The organism is Streptococcus mitis (genome assembly GCF_946190335.1).
GTDB classification, from domain to species: Bacteria; Bacillota; Bacilli; order Lactobacillales; family Streptococcaceae; genus Streptococcus; species Streptococcus mitis_CH.
Map to the genome: position 1 here is coordinate 49,342 of NZ_CAMHZN010000006.1, position 20,402 is coordinate 69,743.

Sequence of the window (20,402 nt, forward strand, 5' to 3'; positions counted from 1 at the left end):
TATCCACAACCTCAAAACAGTGTTTTGAGCAACCTGCGCCTAGCTTTCTAGTTTGCTCTTTGATTTTTATTGAGTATAAGCAGGCAAATCACTTTTGAAGATGAAAAGAAGCAAGCCGAAGTTGGCTTGCTTTTTGAGTTTATTTTTTACCTGACTTGTCCATATTCCAGAAGTCTGTCACGGCTCCGCGTGAAGCAGATGATACGATATGGGCATATTTACCGAGGACACCACGGCTGTAGAGTGGTGGCAAGGTTGTTTCTGCCTTACGTTTTTCAAGTTCTTCTTCCGATACGGCCATGGAAATTTCTTTGGTATCTTGGTCAACCGTAACGATATCGCCTGTACGAAGGTAGGCAATCGGTCCACCATCCTGAGCCTCAGGAGCGATATGTCCAACAACCAGACCATAAGTACCACCAGAGAAACGGCCATCTGTCAAGAGGGCAACCTTGTCTCCTTGACCTTTACCAACGATCATTGATGAAAGTGACAGCATCTCAGGCATACCAGGACCACCCTTAGGCCCAACGAAACGGACAACAACTACATCGCCATCAACGATTTCATCTGTCAGAACTGCCTGAATCGCATCTTCTTCTGAGTCAAAGACCTTAGCTGGACCAACGTGACGACGCACTTTAACACCTGATACTTTAGCAACCGCACCATCAGGGGCAAGGTTCCCGTTCAAGATGATAAGCGGACCGTCTGCACGTTTTGGATTTTCAAGTGGCATGATAACTTTTTGACCTGGTGTAAGGTCTGCAAAGTCAGCCAAGTTTTCAGCTACAGTCTTACCAGTACATGTAATGCGGTCTCCATGAAGGAAACCATTTGCCAAGAGGTATCTCATAACCGCAGGCACACCACCGACTTCATAGAGGTCTTGGAAGACATACTGACCAGATGGTTTCAAGTCGGCCAAGTGAGGCACACGCTCTTGGATCGTATTGAAGTCCTCAAGTGACAAGTCAACATTGGCAGCATGGGCAATGGCAAGCAAGTGAAGAGTGGCATTTGTAGAACCACCGAGAGCCATAGTTACAGTGATGGCATCTTCAAAGGCTTCACGAGTCAAGATGTCTGATGGTTTGAGACCGAGCTCCAACATCTTAACAACAGCACGTCCTGCTGCTTCAATGTCTTCTTTCTTGTCAGCTGATTCAGCTGGGTGAGATGAAGAGCCTGGCAAACTCATACCTAGAACTTCAATAGCAGTCGCCATGGTATTAGCAGTATACATACCACCACAGCCACCAGGTCCAGGGCAGGCATTACATTCGAGACGTTTTACGTCCTCAGCCGTCATATCACCGTGGTTCCATTTTCCGATACCCTCAAAAACAGAAACCAAGTCAATGTCTTTGCCATCAAGATTTCCCGGTGCAATAGTTCCACCATAGGCGAAAATAGCTGGGATATCCATATTGGCAATGGCAATCATAGAACCAGGCATGTTCTTATCACAGCCACCGATAGCAACAAAGGCATCCACATTGTGGCCCCCCATCGCCGCTTCGATTGAGTCCGCGATGATATCACGAGATGTTAGAGAGAAACGCATACCTGGCGTTCCCATAGCAATTCCGTCCGCTACGGTAATTGTCCCAAACTGCACAGGCCAAGCACCTGCTGATTTTACACCTTCTTTAGCTAATTTCCCAAAATCATGCAAGTGAATGTTACATGGTGTATTTTCCGCCCAAGTCGAAATAACCCCCACAATCGGTGTTTCAAAGTCCTTATCTGTCATACCAGTCGCACGAAGCATGGCACGGTTTGGTGATTTAACCATACTATCATAAATGCTACTGCGGTGACGTTTATCTAATTCAGTCATCTTATCCCTCCCATTTCAGTTTTTACTATTATAGCACATTTTAAAGGCAATGAACAGAAGAAAATTCTTGAATTTTCAGAAAATTCTATACACATATAAACATTTTAAATTAAAAACAACAAAGCGGATCAGGGCACTTTCTGATTACCAGAATATGCTTTTAATCCGCTTGCTTTAAATAACGTAATGTAATTTTTACAGAAGTTCTTTCAGATAAGTGTATTTAACATCTATCTTGCATTATAAAACTCTAGAACTTTCTCTTTTATATTCGATTCACTCAAACCATATTCATTAAGAAGATAATCCATTTTCCCTACTTGACCGAATCTTTCTTGAACACCCATCCGATGAATTTTTGTTATTCCATCATCAGAGAATAATTCACATAAAGCACTGCCAATTCCACCTATCTGATTGTGGTTTTCTACAGTAAATATAGTTTTTCCACTTAACATTGTTTTTATCTGTTCTGGTATCGGTTTGATTCTAAATAAATCTATCACACCTACTGAATAACCTAATTTAAACAGTTCATCCGCAACTCGAATACTTGGAGCAACCATTATGCCAGAAGCAACTATTACAACATCTTCACCGTGTCTTAACTCAATGTAGCCTTTAGAAAAATCTTCTCCACCTTGATATACAGCCTCTGGAGCTTTTCTAATTGTTCGAATATATTTTAGTCCTTTTAAGTCTAATGTCTGGTTCAAGATTTCACGAAATTGGATATCATCAGTTGCTTCGAAAATGATTGATTTAGGAATTAAACGTAACAATCCAATTTCTTCAAATGGCATATGTGTCCCACCATTCATTTCTGCAGTTACTCCTGCATCTGATCCAATCACAGTGGCATCCAATTGTGCGTATCCAAGAGAAATAAATAATTGATCAAATACTCTTCGTGAAGCAAAAGGGCCAAATGTATGAAGATAAGGTCTAAACCCCTGAATAGATAAACCTGCTGCAAGCCCGACCATTTCTGCTTCCATGATTCCAACATTCACATAACGGTCTCTAAAGTCCTTTTCAAGATTATTAGTAGCCATAGAACTTGACAAATCTGCTTCTAAAACTACTATATCAGAATAACTTTGGTTAGCCTCTAGAAGGAAATCTCTATACACATGTCGTAATTCTTTCGTACTTCTCATCATTCTGTTTCCTCCAATTCCTGACTTAATCTTTCTACAACTGAAGTTAACATTTGTCTCTCCTCTACAGTAGGGCGAAGATGATGATTGGATTTCATTTCTTCCAGCTCTCGAACTCCTTGACCTTTAGTAGTATCTAATACAATACACTTAGGGGATGAATCATTTGACTGTTTTAATCGGACAATCCCTTCATAAATTTCTCTAATATCTGAACCATTGACCCTAATGGATTCAAATCCAAATGCTGAGAATTTTTCTACAAAATCACCTGGATTACAAATATCCTTTGTAAAACCATCTAATTGTTTTTTGTTATCGTCTACAAATACAATTAAATTAGATAACTGTTGATGAGAAGCAAACTGTATAGCCTCCCAACATTGTCCCTCATTTAACTCACCATCTCCAACAATAGCATAAGTATAAAAGGGACTTTTTCTTATTCTCTGACCATATGCAAGTCCGGTTGCAACACTAATTCCCTGTCCTAAAGAGCCAGTTGTCATATCTATGCCCGGCGTTAGATTTCTATCAGGATGAGACGGTAATTTGGTTCCATTTGTATTTAAAGAATATAAGAATTCTTTGTCAAAGAAACCATTCAAATAGAGTGTGCTGTATAAAGCCGGTCCAGCATGTCCCTTGGATAAAACAAAATAATCTCTATCTCGTGATGCAAATATTTCTGGAGTCATCGGCATTATTTCACCATAAAGCACTGCTAAAACTTCTACTATAGACAGACTCCCTCCATAATGACCGAATCCAAGATGATTCAATGTTCTAAGAGTATTTAATCGGATTTTAGTCGCAAATTTTCTTAACTCATCTTCTCTATTTTCACTTAAAATCATCCCTTATTCCTCCTTTGCAGATGGCTTTTTAATAAAGGATACTCCAAACATAACTGCTAAAATAAGAACAAGACCAATAACAATACCTGCTTGTGAGCCAAATTGATTCAACATTCCTAAAATAATTCCTGATAGACCAAAATCTGCATCTGAGAAAGTTGACCCTTGGAAACCAAGTCCTCCCAAAACTGGCATTAAAAAGACTGGAAGAAAACTAATTAAAATACCTTGTAAAAATGCTCCAATAGTGGCTCCACGAACACCACCAGATGCATTCCCGATGACACCTGCAGTCGCTCCACAGAAGAAATGAGGCACAACGCCTGGTAAGATGACAACCGTTCCTGAAGCAATCATAATTGCCATACTTACTAAACCACCAACAAAACTAGAGATAAATCCAATTAGGACTGCATTAGGTGCATAAGTATAAACAATCGGACAATCCAAAGCAGGTTTTGAATTAGGTACGAGACGCTCTGAGATACCTTTAAAGGCTGGAACAATTTCACCCAAAATAAGGCGAACACCTGCTAAAATAACAAATACACCTGCTGCAAATTGACCTGCTAATTGTAAAGCATAAACTAGACCACTTGTACCATTACTGATTTCTTTTTCTATATATTCTGACCCTGCAAAGATAGCTACAATAATGTAAATAACTGCCATAGATAAAGTAATACTAACAGTACTATCACGTAAAAAAGCTAAACTCTTTGGGAATTTAATGTCCTCTGTTGATTTTGATTTGTCACCGATAAGGCTACCAGTGAAACCACTCAACCAATATCCCAAAGAACTGAAATGACCTAAAGCTACCTTGTCATTTCCAGTTAATTGAACCATATATTTTTGTACAAATGCTGGAGAAATACTCATAATAATACCGAGTGCTAATCCTCCTAGTAAGATAAGAGGCAAACTAGTAAAGCCAGCAACTGATAAAATGACCGCAATCATACACGCCATATATAGAGTGTGGTGCCCTGTTAAAAAGATATATTTAAATCGAGTAAAACGAGCGATTAAGATATTGAACACCATACCTGCAAACATAATCATTGCAGTAGCTGAGCCATATGTTGTTAAAGCTACAGCTACAATTGCTTCATTATTCGGTACAACTCCAGATAAATGAAAAGCATGTTCAAACATGGTACCAAATGGATTCAAAGAATTTTGCACAATTCCTGCACCACCAGATACAACTAAGAAACCAACAAAAGTCTTAATTCCACCTTTAATAATATCAGGTAATTTCTTCTTCTGAAGAACTAATCCTAAGATTGCAATTAAAGCTACTAAAATAGCTGGTGTACTAACAATATCCAATATGAACTTCATCATGACGCTAGCCTCCTATATAAGTTCTTTTTCTTCACAAATTTTAGTAATTAATTCTCGTAGCTCGTCCATATCAATAATACTATTTAAAATACGAACATCTCCAAGATGACTAGCTGAATCAGCTAAATCACGACCAACAATCCAAATATCGGCTGCATTTGGATCTGCTCCACCTAAATCATAATGTTCAACTTCTACATCTGAAACATTCAAATCACTCAATACAGATTCAATATTCATCTGTACCATAAAACTTGAACCTAATCCTGAACCACAAGCTGTACCAATTTTTAACATTATCTAATCCTCCTGTTTAATTATCATTTTAATGTCATCATAGTTTTTTGATGAAATTAAAGCTTGAACATGATTTTTATCTCTTAAAATTGTTGTTAAATGTGACAAAGCCTTTAAATGACTCTCATTATCAATGGCTGCAATACAAATCAACAATCTTACCTCTTGTTCTGGATTATCCAATAAATAAATCGGCTCTTCCAAAACTAACATTGACATTCCTATTTCATTCACGCCTTCATCTGGTCGAGCGTGAGGAATTGCTACTCCCTTCCCTAAATTAATAAAAGGTCCAAACTCTTCTACTTTTTGAATCATTGCCTCAGGGTAGTTCTCAGTTATCTTATGTTGATCCAAAAGCGGTTTAGCTGCTAAACGAATCGCCTCCTTCCATCCTAATTTTTTCGAACTAACCTGATAGGTTTCTTTTGTAATTAATTCTTCTAACAATGGTAACATTTCCTTTCTATTCATTTCTTGATAGAGATATCGCTTTAATGCTAATTTCAACTCTAATTCTTGTGTGATTACACTATATCGTCTTACTATACTAATTATCTGATTCAGCTCAATATCTTGATAACCTGTATCCGGAAAATCTTTTGATACCAATTCAACTAATTGAGTTGTTTGTTCTTCAGTCATCATAACGGAAACTAGATAATTTGGCTTCTCTGTCTCTACCTTTATAGTAGAAAAAACCATATCATAGTCACTACTAGTTTTCGCCGGTAAATCGTCAATCTTTGAAGTCCCTATAAATTCAATTTGAGGAAACAATGCTAATAGATTTTCTTTTAACATCAATGAAGAACTAATCCCATTAGGACAAATAATTGCTGCTTTATAACATTTTTGAGGCAAAGTATCTGCATTCTTTAAATAACCTCCAAAATGGACAACAAAATATGCTGTTTCACTATCAGGTATGGGTTTGTCAATAGCGTCCATCAAGGGAGTCAAAGAATCTTTTACTAGTTCAAATAAATCAGGATAATGTTCTTTAACATGCAACACATATTCATTTGAACTAGGTAAGCCGAACTTTAATCTATAGTAAGCCGGTATAAGGTGGCGGCGAAGATTTTCTCTCAATACTTCTCTTTGTTTAAAATGTAACAGAGAAATATCTTCCATTCTACTTATAATAGCCTCTGTTAATTGATTAAAGTAAACCGGAGCAACATCTACTTCACCTTCAAAACAACTTAATAATAAAACAGTGATATAGCGATAATCATCCTCAGAAAACACCGTATCTATAATTCCCAAATCAACTACTGTATCCAATAAAATAGTCGTTATATCTTGAATAATAGGAGATACTAGTGTCTCTGAAAGACATACTCTTTCAACATCTCTTTGATACCTACATATAATGAATACTAAACCGAAAAGGCAAACTTTTAATTGATTAACAATAGGTACTATCTGTAGCTTTTCATAATAATCTTTAACTACCTGATCAATCAAATCATAAGTTAATGAATACCCCCAACTGGATAAAACATAATCCAACCCCCAAATCCCTATGGAGGATTTCAGCAACTCACTAACCATTTGAAAAGCTAAACGGTGCTTATTCCACTCTGAACCGTGTAAAGTATAACCTTTTGCTCTACTGTACCCTAGCTCCAAATCATTATCTAACATAATCTTTCTTAATGATTGAATATCAGATAAGGTTGTATTCTTACTTACTTTCAAAAAGTCTTGGTAATGATTATTCGATATAAAATCTAATCGGCAAAAAGTGTAAAGATAGATTAAAGCTAAGCGAGTCGACTTTGGTAAAACCAATTCATCCGATCTAATAATATCTGTCAAAGACTGCTTCGTACGATTTGATAAACTATAGCGACCTTGTTTTTTATACAGCACTATCCCTTTATTAGCTAGATAAGGCACTAAATAATCTATTCCTTCTTTGACTTCCTTTATAGGTAAGCTCACCTTAACAGATAATTCATATAATGATAGCTCACAATGATCCATCAAAGTCATCAAAATAACTAGTGCTCTATAATCAAACATTTCTCTTCCTTTCTAACTACAATTATAGTGTAAAAGTTATAAGAATAAAAGAGTATTTCAGCACAATATAATCTCACCTTCTACAAGTAATTATTGGGCTGAAAGTTTTTAGTGATTATTTTTCAACTTTCTATTGACTTTTTAAAACAAAGTGATATCATTTAGATATCAAATAATAGGAGGCCATTATTATGACTGAAAAACTAATCAATTCAAAAGCAAATGGTGTATTAGCATTGATTCTCATTGAATTAGCGCTCGTTCTTGGTGTCTTTATATTTGTAATGGGCGCTGGTTCGGAAAACATTTTTGGAATTATTATCGGACTTGTACTAATCGTAATTGCAGCACTAGCTCATGTTGGTTTAAAAGTTGTCAAACCTCAAGAAGCTTTGGTTCTAACACTCTTTGGTAACTATACAGGTACTATTAAAGAACCTGGTTTTTACTTTGTCAATCCCTTCAGCGTAGCAGTCAACCCTGCAAACCACACTCGACTTGGACAAAGTGGTGATGTTAGCACAAAATCTCCTTTTTTAGGTTCTAAATCATCAAATGGCAATGATGTAAATCTTGAAATTGGCAAGAAACAGATTTCCCTCAAAGTTATGACCTTGAGCAATTCCCGTCAAAAAATCAATGATTGTCTAGGAAACCCTGTAGAAATCGGTATCGCGGTAACTTGGAGAGTTGTCAATACCGCTAAGGCAGTCTTCAACGTTGATAACTATAAAGAATATCTTTCATTACAATGTGATAGCGCCCTCCGTAATATTGTCCGCATCTATCCTTACGATGTGTCTCCTAATGTAGATACTACGGGTGACGGGCAAGCAGACGAAGGTAGTCTCCGTGGCTCTAGCGAAATTGTGGCTAACCGTATTCGTGAAGAAATCCAAAGTCGTGTTGAGGATGCTGGCTTGGAAATCCTTGAAGCGCGTATTACTTACCTAGCTTACGCTCCAGAAATTGCAGCTGTTATGCTTCAACGTCAACAAGCTTCTGCCATTATTGATGCACGTAAGATGATTGTAGATGGTGCTGTAGGAATGGTCGAAATGGCACTAGAACGGCTTAATGAAGGGGAATTGGTAGAGCTTGACGAAGAACGAAAAGCTGCCATGGTTTCAAATCTCCTAGTCGTTCTTTGTGGCAATCATGATGCACAACCAATTGTCAACACAGGAAGTCTTTACTAAAGATGGCTGAAGCTAAAAAAAAGCAGATTCCCCTTCGACTCTCAACAAAGTTATACGCTGCACTCGCATCATGGGCAGAAGATGACTTTCGTTCAGTCAATGGGCAAATCGAATATCTCCTCACAGAGTGTGTCAAGCAACGGAAAAAAGACGGAAAATACGTATCAGAAACCATTGACGAACCATTTGAGATTGATATTTAACACCTTCTCTTGTCTGCTATATCAGACAGGAGAATTTTTTCATCTTTTTTTGTCAAGTAACTTTACTTTACAAAAAAAATGTGTTATCCTAGTATGGTTGATGAAAATCAGTAGATTGAATCGAATATAAATACCTAAAGGAGAAATCAAAATGGCAGTACCTGCACGTCGCACTTCAAAAGCGAAGAAAAACAAACGTCGTACACACTACAAAGTAACAGCTCCATCTGTAAACTTTGACGAAACTACTGGAGATTACTCACGTTCTCACCGTGTATCACTTAAAGGATACTACAAAGGACGTAAAATCGCTAAAGCTGCATCAGCTGAATAATAGAAGGGAGATACCATGCGCGTAAATATTACACTTGAACACAAAGAATCTGGTGAACGCTTGTACCTTACTTCTAAAAACAAACGTAACACTCCAGACCGTCTTCAATTGAAGAAATACTCACCAAAACTTCGCAAACACGTTGTGTTTACAGAAGTTAAGTAAGCATACCTAACTCAAAACGCCTTACTGGGCGTTTTTTGCTTGATTGGCTGGCAGTCTATAACTTTTCAGGAGAGATTTATGGCATTTTATCTTTGGATGTTTCCTCTACTTTTTATCTTTCACGATATGGAAGAAATTATCGGTCTTGTCTCTTGGATCTGTCTCAACGAAACCTTACTGGCCCAAAAGGCTCCAACTATTCTCAAGATCCACAAAGAAATGACAACAGAGGGATTTGCCCTTGCTGTTTTTGAAGAATTTTTCCTTGTCTTATCCATCACTTTATTAGCATATTTTACTCAATCTAGAGTTCTCGAATTAGTTTGGTTAGGGGGATTTGTAGTCTTTGCTATTCATCTCTTGCTCCATATCGGACAATCAATCCTTCTTCGCAAGTATATCCCTGCTCTGATTACTTCTACCATTTGTTTTCCTGTCAGTGCTTATTTGATTACAGACATCGTGCATTTGTGGCAAATTTCGACTAGCGAATTTTTCCTATTTTCACTGGTCGGTTCAGGCGTCGTCATCATCAATCTCCTCTTTGCCCTTTGGATTGGGAAAAAATATTCCACCTGGCTTGTCCACAAAAACGAATAAAATCCCCTGCAAATCTACATTACAGAGGACTTGTGTGTTATTCTTGAACTTCTTTCTGAGCGGCCTTTCCTTGGTCTAGAAGGACTTGGACAATTTTCTCATCGCGTAGTTTGACAGAATCGTTGATCATTTCTGCGGACTTGACAATGGTTGTTTCTAGTTGGGCACGTTTCTGACGACCCAATTCAATAGCTGCGACGATACCTTGGTTTTGAGCGACCAGACTTTCAGCCAGTTTAGTAACCGATTCGACAGCGACTGTCGGGCTTTGGGCAATTCGTTCCATCTGCGGAATCACTTCCTTGCTGGTTTCAGCTAGCATCTGAAGGGCAGCATTATTGGCATTGACAATGGCATCTGCCACGACACCTGATTTCATTGATTGTTGCAAAATACCCAGTTGGGCAATAGAAAGCTTCATTGTAGGAATCGTATTGCGACGAAGCATGCCCAATTTTTGGCGCATATCAGATGACACCTTCACCAGATTGCGCATCTGAGGTGTTGTTGCCCAGGCAACATAGAGACGGCTGACATACTCTGTGTGTTGTTGTTCAAGGGTATTGACCACTTCAGCCATGCGGGCCAATTCTTGTGACTTGGTTTGGTATTCTACCGTACTTGTATCAAGTTGGTCAGCTTGGGCCTTCAGTTCGGCAGCGCGATTACCAGCTTCTGTCTGGCTGGCTTCGATAAAGGAAATTACTCCCACTAAATTTTCAATGGATTTGGTATTGTCCTCAATCAACATCTCAGCAGAGACGATATTTCGAGCTAGCACATCTTCTTGCTTGACCACTGCGGCAGCCATGCCATCGAGCTTTTGCTCCACTGTTTTTGAATCAAAGTAAAATTCCTGTAGGGTATTCTTGCTCTTGTTAAACAATCGTTGCAAAAAGTTTGGCTTTTCTTCTAACTCAGCAATTTCAGCGTTCTTGTATTTGACTACAAAGCCTTGCAACTCACGGTTGGTATTCTTGAGTAGATCATCCACTTGGGGAATCTGTAGTTTCTTTTGTTCTGACAAGATACGATTGACCGTATTGTTCACACCTTCGACAGCAGATTGCCCAAAATCTAAGAGAGCATTTTGATTGGTGACAAACTGGTCTACTAACTGGGGCACGTGCGCTTTGATTCCTTCTTGCTGCTCAGGGCTCAACTTTTCAAGGAAGGTCAAGGTCTTGTCCGAGCCAGTATTTGTCTCGATGATTTGGGTTGTTTTATCCACCTTAGCTACCGTATTATTGGCAATCTGGTCAATATCAAAATTAAATTCTGTCATGGTTACTCCTTTGTTTCTAACCTATTCTTTACGATCTTTTTCTAGAATACGCAGACTGATATCAAAATCACGCATATCTGTTTCATTGAGTTCTCTCAAGACTTGGTCCAGTTCAAGGTCAAATTGTTCGATGGCTACTTTAGCTTGCTCTAAGCGTTCTTCTGCCCGATTATAGTTTTTAGGATTGGCCTTAATCTTCAAATAGCCTTCTAAAATCGTTTGGAATTTCTCCATCTTCAAACTATGAATGGCCGTCAATTCTTCCTTATCCCCCTCGGCAGAGGTAGCAATCTTGTCTAAAATAGCCTGATGGTCAATAGCAATATTGGCCAAGGTCTGGGACAATTCTGGAGCTAATTCCTCTGGCTCCGCATTTTCAAGATCTACCTGACTTTCTCTATCCAAACGTTCTAGCTGAACATCGATGTTTGCCCTTACTGTACGAACCTTTTTGTCAATACGGTTGTAGACATCAGCATCGATATAGGACTTGAGACGATCCGCCTCCTGATGGATTTCCCGCAGTTCGATTAATACTTGATTGGCCAGACTCTTATAGGACTCTGAGCCTTTTTCTACCAAGACTCCCTCTAACTGCTGAATATCTTTGTCCACCTGGCGAATCCTAGCTTTTAAAAGCTCAATCCGATCATCGAGCAAACGATCCTGCAAAAGAGGATAGCGCCAACGTTTATAGAGGCGATAACCACCATAGCCTAGTAGGACACAAGCCGCAAGTGGAAGAGCATATTGGACCAACAAGCCCAGTAAGAACAAGAAGCCCCAAAAATAGAGACAACCTTTCCAAAAACCATTACCTGATTTCATAAACATTCCTTATTTTCAATTTATAAGTCTATTTTAGCACAAAAGAGCAAAATGAGGGCGGAAATCCCCTAGAAAAGAGTTGATTTCTTTGCTGTAGAATGGAACTTGGTAGCGCGTGTGCTAATTTCAGTGAAGCGGACTCAAACCACAAACACACTCTGAGGAATATCAAAACAAAAGCTTGAAATATCGGGGGAGTTGTGTTAGAATGAACTTACAATGTGAGTAAAGTTACAGCATATGTAACTAAAAAAGCCCCACCGTGCCATCGATGGGGTTTTTTGCTACCCTCTAAAAGGGTTAACCATTACTTTTTACGTTTCTTAAGCCATAACTTGAAAAGCTCAGATAACACGTTAATAAGTAACGGAGCTAGAAACACTGTGAGTAAAGTTTCTAACATATGTAACACCTCCCTTCCTTAAAGTGAGGGGGCCAAAATATTATATCATACCAGATTTATATCATCAACATCGTGTCATTCTTTGAATAGATAGACTTAGATACACAAATAACCTTACTAGCAAATCTCTAAGCAAACCCAGAAATCAACATTTTAAGACAAAGCAAAAAGCCCACTGTTGTAGGCTTTCTGTAAGATATTTCTTAAAATTAAAGCATTTTGTTATCTTGCTGGATTTAGATAGAGAAAAGTAGGCCTAAGCCTGCTCTAAATCTAACTTGATTTTCTCAAAAACTATTAAATTCAAATATGTTGAGAAAACATAAAGGGTAACAAAAAGGAACTTAAAATGATGAGTTCAGCAGGCAAGAAACTAGCACGGTCAAACGTGCTTTTTTATTACCTAATAATACTATCATACCACATCTAGAAAACCCACTCAATTATTAGTAATCACCCTCGATTTGCAGTATAATGATGGAAAGGTTCGTTGATATTGACGGTTCATCGAAAAATTGGGATACCATTACAATTACAATCAATGAATAGAGAAAGAGGGATTGATATGGATAAATCAAAAGAGACTTGGGTAATTGATGGATATTTATGGTTGCATTGTCCTGTTTGTGGAACTGAAGTTATGGACTACGATATCTGTGATGTCTGTCGTTGGCATAATACTGGTATTATAAATATTGACGGTGGCCCAAATAAAATGACTCTAGCCGAAGCCAAAGAAGCTTACGCAAAAGGTTTACCGCTTAGATAACAAAAGCCCCTAGAATCGTTTCTAAGGGCTGATTTATTTGCAAGGATAGGCAGGACTGTCGGGGCTCCTGCATTTCTCGACCCACTATAAGTGGCGCGTTGGTGACAGATTCTCAACCTCTATCCTTCATATCTTAATTATAGCACTTTTTTCTCAACTTTCAATCTGTGCATCTGAATTTATTGTCTATCTTTTTCTCTATTGTACTTCAACCATATTGTACTTCAACCATATTGTACTTCAACCTCACTCATGATTTCCAGCAAAGCTTTCCCATTAATCTGTAAAGAAATTAACTCATCAAAAGATGACACTTTAAATTCATTATCTCCAAGTACGACTACAATGTCATAAACAGAATTAGGAAAAACACCACATACTTGACCCTTATAATCAAAAGAAGCGTCCCAACCATTGTCATACAATGCTCGTAAATCATCTAATATTGCCATAATATATCTTGATTCTCCTATATAAGATATTCCACAACTTATCCAAAGCCATACGAAAACTTATCTGGCAATTCTTTTCCTAACTTAATGCTTTTACTTAAAGTATCTTTTACAAACGAAGCGAATTGTCCTAAATCATCTCCAACATAGCTATATTCCAAAGTAATTTTATCGATAGTTGCAATTCCTTTACAACCTCCACTCACAATAGAATACTGCCTCTTAGAGGCTCCATCTTCTATTTTGTACATCGTAATAATTTGTTTATCAATCTTTGTCATTTTCTATTTAGTATGAAATAATGCGCTTGAATTATTCCTGATGCTCAAAAATATAATTGCAACAAGGTATCGAAATCGTCTTCGAAAACATTTTGACTATTTTGCTTTATTTGCTCAATGATTTTATCCTTTTTATCTCTGTCCAAAGGGAGTGTTTCAAACGCTTCTTCTTTTACTAAGAATTCGCCATTTTCTCCCTGGAATTCTTTTGTAATTTTTCTAATATGACTCTCGAAATCGATAGATTGAAGTTCTTCGTCGTTGATGTTATCTTCAATCGCATCTAGCAACAAACTGATTGAAATTTTAATCATCTTTAAATACCTTTATTTTCTATTAGCCCTATCTCTAAAAAGCTCAATATAAACGGATTGCTTATAATTTTCTGTCTGAGAAAAAATCTCTCCAAAAAGGATTTTCACTATCAAAAATTTCAACCTCTTCTTCAGTCATATTATAAGGATAGTCCTCAAATAAGTTGTAAATTTTTTTCTGATCAAAGCTCAATAGATGTTCTCCTATAGAATCTATTTTATCAATCCACCATATTTTTGACTCTTCAGTCTCTTTGTAAAAATCACTGTATTCTTCAAGAAAAGATTCTGCTGTAACGGAGTCACACATCCCATCTAGCAACTCTAAATCATCGCATCCATTCTCATTAAAATCTGTCATTATTCTGATTTTTCCTATCATTTCTTATATGTCTTTTATTAAAAAGACCAGATTCTTACTACAATTTCTAATTGATCCGTTAAGCTTCGCTATTCGATCTTCTAAATACCGCCTCTTTATTCATCAAGTCATCCTCAGTGTAGTCAATCGTAAATGTATCTATTTCTAAGATCGATTTAGGTGGAGTTGAATGAATCATAGGGACACTACGTACCCTATATTCTTTTTCTCCAATTCTAACAAACTGATTGATTTTCAAATCTGAAAAATCAGGATTCTCAACAGTAATAGAAACAAGACGATTCGCAATTTTATAAACATCAATTATCTTATTTTTCATGATTAATTTGTCCATAATTATTATTTCAATACTTGCGTTCTAGGGAATCAAAACCAATTTTCGATTTAATGCTATAAAATAAATCTAAAATAGATTAGGAAGTGTCTTTCTTAAACGATAAAGAAGGTTTATCTTGATCTGGATAAACTTGGTCAACCCACTAATCAATTTGTTTATAAAAAATCAATAACTCTTTGCTTGGTGGTATCATCAAATCTAAAACGAAACCTCCTTTACTTTAACTTCATTATAAACTTTCCTATCCTAATATTCAATCCACAAGACACCATTACAATAGCTTTTTAGCTTCTTTTCTACTTCGTCCGCGGTCAAGCTGCTACTCCTTTATGATATAATTAGTTTAAAGAGAAGTGAAGTAGAAATGATAGTGTCGCTACGCAACTTTATAGTATGAGAAGACGGGACAGGCACACCGTCCACTACTCTTGAGCGCTTAGATTTTTCTAAGTGCTTTTTTGCATTTTCTCGGCGTTCACTCTTGGTTCAAGTCCATTCTCCATACCATTTGGTAAGGAATTAGGTCATTCTACATTAGCTATGACTATGGACACTTACAGTCATCTCTCCAAAGAAAAAGCAAAAATAGTCGTCTCATTTTATGAGAAAGCTGTTAGTTCTTTGTAAAGGGGGACAAACCCAGAAATCAACGTTTGAAGACAAAGCAAAAAGCCCACTGTTGTAGGCTTTCTGTAAGATATTTCTTAAAATTAAAGCATTTTGTTGTAGAATTCAACGACAAGTGCTTCGTTGATTTCTGGGTTGATTTCGTCGCGTTCTGGTAAGCGAGTCAATGAACCTTCCAATTTTTCAGCATCGAATGATACGAATGCTGGACGTCCAAGAGTAGCTTCTACTGCTTCAAGGATTGCTGGAACTTTCAATGATTTTTCACGAACTGAAATCACTTGACCTGGAGTTACGCGGTATGATGGGATATCAACGCGTTTTCCGTCAACAAGGATGTGACCGTGGTTTACGAATTGACGAGCTTGACGACGAGTAGTCGCAAGACCAAGACGGTAAACAACGTTATCCAAACGACGTTCCAAAAGAAGCATGAAGTTGAAACCTAGGATTCCGCCTTTGATTTTTGTAGCTTGTACGAACAAGTTACGGAATTGTTTTTCACCTACACCGTAAGTGAAACGAAGTTTTTGTTTTTCAGCCAATTGCAAACCGTATTCTGACAATTTAGAACGGTTGTTTGGTCCGTGTTGTCCTGGTACGTAGTTACGACGTGCCAATTCTTTACCTGTACCTGTAAGTGAAAGGCCAAGGCGACGAGCTTGTTTCCAAGATGGTCCTGTATAACGTGACATGTGAATGTCCTCCTGATATAAATAATATTTCGGTGGAAATAGTCACTTAGAAAGCCCTGATTCGTGCAGATGCCCTTCGCCTAAACAGCCAAGGTTACTTATCATAAGACACCTGTTGACGAGCTTCATGCTTTCCTGCTGATATTTCACACAAAATCCATTTTACCATGAATGGCTAGATTTGTAAAGGGGTTTTAAGCTTTATTTTCACTGCCAGAGAGATTGAGAACGAGGGTAAAGGTGCTTCCGAGACCGTACTGGCTGGTAACTGTGATTTCTCCACCCAATTGATGAGCCAATTCACGCGCAATCGCAAGTCCTAAGCCATGACCACCCGTTTTCATGTTACGAGAAGTCTCTACACGATAAAGGCGTTTGAAAATATTCTCCAAATCCTCTGGGGCAATCCCCTGTCCCTCATCGGTCACACTGATTGAAAGCTGGTTATTTTCCAGCTTAGCCACCACTTCCAGCTTGGTTCCTGGAGCGGAGTATTTAAAAGCGTTATTGACCAGATTCACCAAGATACGAGAAAGCTTGGCATAATCTCCCTCAATCCGAGCAGACTCAGGGATTACCTGTAAGTGGACATCTCGCTCCTCCTGCTCAATCAAGAACTGAAATTCACTCATGCACTCAATCAAGAGCTGGTCCAGAAAAATGCTGTCTTTGCTGGTCGTTTCGACCTGATTTCTAACTGTGTTTAGAGTCAAAAAATTCAACTCCTCAACCAGTTTATTGAGTCTTTCAGTCTGGCGTCCAATGGTTGCTAGATAATGGTCCTGTTCTCCTTCCTTGATAACCCCATCCAAAATCCCTTCTACCGTCGCTTGGATTGACGTGATAGGGGTCTTGATATCATGCGAAAGTTGAGCAATCATCAAGCCCTTTTCTCGTTCGCTTTCTTCCAAGGAATCAAAGGTGGCCTGCAAATCATGGGACATTTCATTGAAAGCTTGGCCTAATTGTTGAAATTCTACAGGGCCTTGAACCTCCAGATTTGATGGAAAGTCCTTATCCGCTACCCGCTTGGCATGTTCCTTGAGTTTGCCCAATGAAGTAAAGACCGGCGATAGGAGAAAGAGACTAATCCCAGCACCGATAAAACTAGCCACGAGAGTCATACCCACTAGGAAATAAATTTCTCTTTCTTCAATTAACATTCGCTGGATGGCCCAAAAAACCACGATAATCGTTAGGAGTGTTGAAATGATATACCCCACTAAAATATAACTTTTTAATTTCATTGACTACCTCGTGCTTTCTCAATTTTGTAGCCCAAGCCCCAGACGGTTTTGATGGTCGGTGTTTCTGAACTAGCATGTTTAGCCAACTCCTGTCGAAGAGCATGAATATGAACATTCAAGGTATTGGTATCATCCACATAGTCTTCTTGCCAGACCTTTTCATAGAGGTCTGTCTTAGAGAAAACCCGCTCTGGATTGCTGGCTAGAAGCCATAGAAGTTCGAAGGATTTGACTGTCAAATCAAGCGCCACATCTCCAACTTGGACCTCATGACTACCGTGATTCATCCGTAAATCCCCGAGATTGACGACCTCTGTCTCACCTCCACGATGAAGGCGACGTAAGATATTATGGACACGCAAAACCAGCTCACGTGGGCTAAAGGGCTTGGCAATAAAGTCATCTGCCCCTAAGCTCAGGCCATAAATCTTGTCCTGCTCGCTGGTCTTAGCCGTAATAAAGAGAAAAGACTGATCCGGAGACTGATACTGAACTTCGCTAATCAAATCATAACCATCCATCCGAGGCATCATGATATCTGTAATAATCAAATCAATCGGTTTTCGCTTGAAGATTTCCAAGGCCTCTACTCCATCATGAGCCACCAAAACCTGATACCCTGCCTGAACCAGATAGCGTTGATGAATATCTGTGATTTCTACCTCGTCGTCAACGAGTAAAATTGTCTTTCCCATCTGTCTCTCCTTTGAAAAAAACAGTGCTATACCACAATAGTATAACACTATTTTAATCCCTTTACGAACATTCTAAACGATATCTGGATTTTTCATATCCTAGATAGAAAGTCTGTAGCTAGACTAGTCATTTTCTTCTTTTTTAGCTTTCAAACCGAGTCCACCTAGCAGGCCGGCCAAGGCTAATCCAAAGAATCCAATAGTAGCCATTGATGTTTGGGCTTCACCAGTATATGGAAGCATGTCTTTTTGGTCTTTCATTTGATCAGGCATCATTGGAGTTGACTCCTTGTTAGTAGATGCTATCTTGCCTTCATCAGACGCTTTGCTTGAGGCTGCTGGAGCTTGATCTTGTTTCATGCTTGGTGTTGCCATTGGCTGGCTAGCATTCATGGTTTTGTCCTGCTCTTTGTTAGGCATCATCTTATCCTGACTAGCAGCTGGCATTTTAGATTTCATATCATCTTGATTGACACTAGGCATTTGAGCGTTCATCTTAGACGCATCTTGATGACTATTCATCATTGGAGCCGGCATAGCTGAACCATTAGAAGATGGGACGAAACCTGACTGCATCGGAATCAGAGACTGATGTCCATTCAAGTTCACTGTCAAATCCTTAGTCGCTACGAGGTTGCTCAAATCAACCTTGCCGTCTTTCGCACCGTAAACTTTGATGGTAGCTTTATAACTTTGAGTTCCGTTTTGTTTCAAGAGATCTAGAAGCTCTTTATCTGATTTACCTTGGGTACCAGCCAAATCCACTTCATAGAAGTAGAGACCTTTGCCCAATTTTTCTACTGGTGGAAGAGCGGGATTTTTAGCTGAACCATTGTCTGACCATGGAGCCTTGTCAGAAGCTTTCAAGATAAGGCGAGTCAACATACCGTCACCAGCGAAGAATTCGTATGGAATGACTTGGTTGACACCGGCTGTGAATGGACCAGGGAAGTTCGCTTTGTCCAAGTAAGATGCCGGAACATCTACTGTGTCTTTAGTGTTGTCGGCCACACCTTTTTGCACTTCAGCTGGGGTAGTCAAGCTATTCAAGTTGACATCCAAATCCTTAGTCGCTACGAGGTTGCTCAAATCGGCCTTGCCGTCCTTCGCACCATAAACCTTGATAGTTGCCTTGTAACTTTGAGTGCCGTTTTGTTTCAACAAGTCAAGCAGTTCTTTGTCAGATTTACCTTGAGTACCTGCCAAGTCCACTTCGTAGAAGTAGAGACCTTTGCCCAATTTCTCTACTGGTGGGAGAGCGGGATTTTTAGCCGAACCATTGTCTGACCATGGGGCCTTGTCCGATGCTTTCAAGATAAGGCGAGTTAACATGCCGTCACCAGCGAAGAATTCATATGGAATAACTTGATTGACGCCAGCTGTGAACGGGCCAGGGAAATTGGCTTTATCTAGGTAAGTAGCTGGGACGTCTACTGTGTCTTTAGTATTATCGGCCACGCCTTTTTGGACTTCAGCTGGAGTAGTTGCTGGTTGAGCTTCATTTGCTTCACGGTCTTGTCCAGAAACTGTAGGCGTAGGATTTGTCGCAGGTTTAACCGCATCTTCTGTTTGTTTATTAGATTCTGGTTTTGCTTGCACTTCTTCTTTTGGCGCTACCACTTGGTCTTTATCAGCTACATTCACTTTTTCTGGAGAGCTTGTAGCATCCAAGCTTGCTTTAGGTGTTGAGTCTGCCTTCTCTGAAGGAAGAGCTACATCAACTGCTTTCTTGAGAACCTCTACTGGTAAGTCGCTCTTTGCACTCACCGAATCTGCGTCTGGCACGACTTGGGCAGGGGTTGGATTGACCACATCGGCACGTACAGAACTTGGTTGCCCAACTAGGATAAAGAAGCCACTGGCTACAACAACTGAGGCAACACCGACACTGAGACGGCGAATAGACCAACGAGTATATCTTTGATTTAGATTGAATTTCATAGGATTCTCCTTAGAGTTTTTTCTTTATTTGATGACTCTAGTATAATCTCCTAAAATTAAAAAGGATTAAGAAAAAGTTAAAATTTTTCTTAAATTCCTCTTAT

The 20,402-nt window shown here is 38.8% G+C and carries 23 protein-coding genes; 6 read left to right on the plus strand and 17 right to left on the minus strand.

The window, feature by feature from the left end; translation table 11 throughout:
* Window positions 1–139: 139 nt before the first annotated feature.
* From ilvD to N8O43_RS08590, 6 genes are all read right to left on the minus strand, one after another.
* Window positions 140–1,843: a dihydroxy-acid dehydratase gene (ilvD, locus tag N8O43_RS08565; protein ID WP_000137346.1), complete on the minus strand. Its 1,704-nt coding sequence runs from the start codon at window positions 1,841–1,843 to the stop codon at window positions 140–142.
* A gap of 230 nt (window positions 1,844–2,073) precedes the next feature.
* Window positions 2,074–3,006 (minus strand): transketolase family protein, encoded by a 933-nt coding sequence (locus N8O43_RS08570; RefSeq protein WP_000986407.1) that lies wholly within the window; start codon window positions 3,004–3,006, stop codon window positions 2,074–2,076.
* The gene (locus N8O43_RS08575; protein WP_000603569.1) at window positions 3,003–3,860 is read right to left on the minus strand and encodes a transketolase; all 858 of its coding nucleotides are present in this window, start codon (window positions 3,858–3,860) and stop codon (window positions 3,003–3,005) included. Before N8O43_RS08575 ends, N8O43_RS08570 begins: the two co-directional genes overlap by 4 nt.
* Window positions 3,861–3,863: 3 nt before the next feature.
* Window positions 3,864–5,210: a PTS ascorbate transporter subunit IIC gene (locus N8O43_RS08580; protein ID WP_000975289.1), complete on the minus strand. Its 1,347-nt coding sequence runs from the start codon at window positions 5,208–5,210 to the stop codon at window positions 3,864–3,866.
* A 12-nt stretch (window positions 5,211–5,222) separates the two neighbouring features.
* Window positions 5,223–5,507, minus strand: a complete 285-nt coding sequence (locus N8O43_RS08585; protein WP_000912473.1) for a PTS sugar transporter subunit IIB — start codon at window positions 5,505–5,507, stop codon at window positions 5,223–5,225.
* 3 nt (window positions 5,508–5,510) lie between these two features.
* Window positions 5,511–7,541: a BglG family transcription antiterminator gene (locus tag N8O43_RS08590; RefSeq protein WP_261090075.1), complete on the minus strand. Its 2,031-nt coding sequence runs from the start codon at window positions 7,539–7,541 to the stop codon at window positions 5,511–5,513.
* Between the two features lie 191 nt (window positions 7,542–7,732).
* Here N8O43_RS08590 and N8O43_RS08595 point away from each other — a divergent pair, with 191 nt between their 5' ends.
* The 5 genes from N8O43_RS08595 (at window position 7,733) to N8O43_RS08615 (ending at window position 10,042) form a co-directional block, all read left to right on the plus strand.
* Entirely contained in the window at window positions 7,733–8,740 is a 1,008-nt protein-coding gene (locus N8O43_RS08595) for an SPFH domain-containing protein (protein WP_261090076.1), read from the plus strand.
* 2 nt (window positions 8,741–8,742) lie between these two features.
* Window positions 8,743–8,943, plus strand: a complete 201-nt coding sequence (locus tag N8O43_RS08600; RefSeq protein ID WP_000796544.1) for a type II toxin-antitoxin system antitoxin — start codon at window positions 8,743–8,745, stop codon at window positions 8,941–8,943.
* 151 nt (window positions 8,944–9,094) lie between these two features.
* On the plus strand, window positions 9,095–9,277 hold the full coding sequence (rpmF, locus tag N8O43_RS08605; protein ID WP_000290417.1) for a 50S ribosomal protein L32: 183 nt from the start codon (window positions 9,095–9,097) through the stop codon (window positions 9,275–9,277).
* 15 nt (window positions 9,278–9,292) lie between these two features.
* Window positions 9,293–9,442 carry a 50S ribosomal protein L33 gene (gene rpmG / locus N8O43_RS08610; RefSeq protein ID WP_001265622.1) on the plus strand — a complete coding sequence of 50 codons (150 nt, stop codon included), beginning with the start codon at window positions 9,293–9,295 and terminating at the stop codon, window positions 9,440–9,442.
* Between the two features lie 78 nt (window positions 9,443–9,520).
* Entirely contained in the window at window positions 9,521–10,042 is a 522-nt protein-coding gene (locus N8O43_RS08615) for an HXXEE domain-containing protein (RefSeq protein WP_261009401.1), read from the plus strand.
* A gap of 37 nt (window positions 10,043–10,079) precedes the next feature.
* On the opposite strand, the gene N8O43_RS08620 is transcribed toward N8O43_RS08615, so the two are convergent.
* Window positions 10,080–11,327: a toxic anion resistance protein gene (locus tag N8O43_RS08620; protein WP_261009400.1), complete on the minus strand. Its 1,248-nt coding sequence runs from the start codon at window positions 11,325–11,327 to the stop codon at window positions 10,080–10,082.
* A 21-nt stretch (window positions 11,328–11,348) separates the two neighbouring features.
* A complete protein-coding gene (locus N8O43_RS08625) occupies window positions 11,349–12,155 on the minus strand; it encodes a coiled-coil domain-containing protein (protein WP_261009399.1) in 807 nt (268 codons plus the stop codon).
* Window positions 12,156–13,123: 968 nt separating this feature from the next.
* On the opposite strand from N8O43_RS08625, the gene N8O43_RS08630 reads away from it, so the two are divergent.
* A complete protein-coding gene (locus N8O43_RS08630) occupies window positions 13,124–13,327 on the plus strand; it encodes a CPCC family cysteine-rich protein (protein WP_261090077.1) in 204 nt (67 codons plus the stop codon).
* 224 nt (window positions 13,328–13,551) lie between these two features.
* On the opposite strand, the gene N8O43_RS08635 is transcribed toward N8O43_RS08630, so the two are convergent.
* From N8O43_RS08635 to N8O43_RS08680, 9 genes are all read right to left on the minus strand, one after another.
* A complete protein-coding gene (locus N8O43_RS08635; RefSeq protein WP_261090078.1) occupies window positions 13,552–13,779 on the minus strand; it encodes a 16S rRNA processing protein RimM in 228 nt (75 codons plus the stop codon).
* A 38-nt stretch (window positions 13,780–13,817) separates the two neighbouring features.
* Window positions 13,818–14,060 (minus strand): hypothetical protein, encoded by a 243-nt coding sequence (locus tag N8O43_RS08640; RefSeq protein ID WP_125454804.1) that lies wholly within the window; start codon window positions 14,058–14,060, stop codon window positions 13,818–13,820.
* Between the two features lie 44 nt (window positions 14,061–14,104).
* Window positions 14,105–14,374: a hypothetical protein gene (locus tag N8O43_RS08645; protein WP_020900513.1), complete on the minus strand. Its 270-nt coding sequence runs from the start codon at window positions 14,372–14,374 to the stop codon at window positions 14,105–14,107.
* Window positions 14,375–14,435: 61 nt separating this feature from the next.
* A complete protein-coding gene (locus tag N8O43_RS08650; RefSeq protein ID WP_261090079.1) occupies window positions 14,436–14,735 on the minus strand; it encodes a DUF7675 family protein in 300 nt (99 codons plus the stop codon).
* A 79-nt stretch (window positions 14,736–14,814) separates the two neighbouring features.
* Complete coding sequence (locus tag N8O43_RS08655) at window positions 14,815–15,075, minus strand: hypothetical protein (RefSeq protein ID WP_261090133.1); 261 nt, start codon at window positions 15,073–15,075, stop codon at window positions 14,815–14,817.
* Between the two features lie 728 nt (window positions 15,076–15,803).
* The gene (gene rpsD / locus N8O43_RS08665) at window positions 15,804–16,415 is read right to left on the minus strand and encodes a 30S ribosomal protein S4 (RefSeq protein ID WP_000092756.1); all 612 of its coding nucleotides are present in this window, start codon (window positions 16,413–16,415) and stop codon (window positions 15,804–15,806) included.
* A gap of 194 nt (window positions 16,416–16,609) precedes the next feature.
* Window positions 16,610–17,662: a sensor histidine kinase gene (locus tag N8O43_RS08670; protein WP_261090080.1), complete on the minus strand. Its 1,053-nt coding sequence runs from the start codon at window positions 17,660–17,662 to the stop codon at window positions 16,610–16,612.
* A complete protein-coding gene (locus N8O43_RS08675; RefSeq protein WP_261090081.1) occupies window positions 17,659–18,357 on the minus strand; it encodes a response regulator transcription factor in 699 nt (232 codons plus the stop codon). The genes N8O43_RS08670 and N8O43_RS08675 overlap by 4 nt, the downstream gene beginning before the upstream one ends.
* A 123-nt stretch (window positions 18,358–18,480) precedes the next feature.
* Window positions 18,481–20,298, minus strand: a complete 1,818-nt coding sequence (locus tag N8O43_RS08680) for an SSURE domain-containing protein (RefSeq protein ID WP_261090082.1) — start codon at window positions 20,296–20,298, stop codon at window positions 18,481–18,483.
* Window positions 20,299–20,402: the final 104 nt, after the last annotated feature.

Excerpts from the sequence above, each read along its gene's own strand:
- ilvD (WP_000137346.1), bottom strand. The coding sequence starts at position 1,843 with ATGACTGAATTAGATAAACGTCACCGCAGTAGCATTTATGATAGTATG.
- N8O43_RS08570 (WP_000986407.1), bottom strand. The coding sequence starts at position 3,006 with ATGATGAGAAGTACGAAAGAATTACGACATGTGTATAGAGATTTCCTT.
- N8O43_RS08575 (WP_000603569.1), bottom strand. The coding sequence starts at position 3,860 with ATGATTTTAAGTGAAAATAGAGAAGATGAGTTAAGAAAATTTGCGACT.
- N8O43_RS08580 (WP_000975289.1), bottom strand. The coding sequence starts at position 5,210 with ATGATGAAGTTCATATTGGATATTGTTAGTACACCAGCTATTTTAGTA.
- N8O43_RS08585 (WP_000912473.1), bottom strand. The coding sequence starts at position 5,507 with ATGTTAAAAATTGGTACAGCTTGTGGTTCAGGATTAGGTTCAAGTTTT.
- N8O43_RS08590 (WP_261090075.1), bottom strand. The coding sequence starts at position 7,541 with ATGTTTGATTATAGAGCACTAGTTATTTTGATGACTTTGATGGATCAT.
- N8O43_RS08595 (WP_261090076.1), top strand. The coding sequence starts at position 7,733 with ATGACTGAAAAACTAATCAATTCAAAAGCAAATGGTGTATTAGCATTG.
- N8O43_RS08600 (WP_000796544.1), top strand. The coding sequence starts at position 8,743 with ATGGCTGAAGCTAAAAAAAAGCAGATTCCCCTTCGACTCTCAACAAAG.
- rpmF (WP_000290417.1), top strand. The coding sequence starts at position 9,095 with ATGGCAGTACCTGCACGTCGCACTTCAAAAGCGAAGAAAAACAAACGT.
- rpmG (WP_001265622.1), top strand. The coding sequence starts at position 9,293 with ATGCGCGTAAATATTACACTTGAACACAAAGAATCTGGTGAACGCTTG.
- N8O43_RS08615 (WP_261009401.1), top strand. The coding sequence starts at position 9,521 with ATGGCATTTTATCTTTGGATGTTTCCTCTACTTTTTATCTTTCACGAT.
- N8O43_RS08620 (WP_261009400.1), bottom strand. The coding sequence starts at position 11,327 with ATGACAGAATTTAATTTTGATATTGACCAGATTGCCAATAATACGGTA.
- N8O43_RS08625 (WP_261009399.1), bottom strand. The coding sequence starts at position 12,155 with ATGAAATCAGGTAATGGTTTTTGGAAAGGTTGTCTCTATTTTTGGGGC.
- N8O43_RS08630 (WP_261090077.1), top strand. The coding sequence starts at position 13,124 with ATGGATAAATCAAAAGAGACTTGGGTAATTGATGGATATTTATGGTTG.
- N8O43_RS08635 (WP_261090078.1), bottom strand. The coding sequence starts at position 13,779 with ATGGCAATATTAGATGATTTACGAGCATTGTATGACAATGGTTGGGAC.
- N8O43_RS08640 (WP_125454804.1), bottom strand. The coding sequence starts at position 14,060 with ATGACAAAGATTGATAAACAAATTATTACGATGTACAAAATAGAAGAT.
- N8O43_RS08645 (WP_020900513.1), bottom strand. The coding sequence starts at position 14,374 with ATGATTAAAATTTCAATCAGTTTGTTGCTAGATGCGATTGAAGATAAC.
- N8O43_RS08650 (WP_261090079.1), bottom strand. The coding sequence starts at position 14,735 with ATGACAGATTTTAATGAGAATGGATGCGATGATTTAGAGTTGCTAGAT.
- N8O43_RS08655 (WP_261090133.1), bottom strand. The coding sequence starts at position 15,075 with ATGAAAAATAAGATAATTGATGTTTATAAAATTGCGAATCGTCTTGTT.
- rpsD (WP_000092756.1), bottom strand. The coding sequence starts at position 16,415 with ATGTCACGTTATACAGGACCATCTTGGAAACAAGCTCGTCGCCTTGGC.
- N8O43_RS08670 (WP_261090080.1), bottom strand. The coding sequence starts at position 17,662 with ATGAAATTAAAAAGTTATATTTTAGTGGGGTATATCATTTCAACACTC.
- N8O43_RS08675 (WP_261090081.1), bottom strand. The coding sequence starts at position 18,357 with ATGGGAAAGACAATTTTACTCGTTGACGACGAGGTAGAAATCACAGAT.
- N8O43_RS08680 (WP_261090082.1), bottom strand. The coding sequence starts at position 20,298 with ATGAAATTCAATCTAAATCAAAGATATACTCGTTGGTCTATTCGCCGT.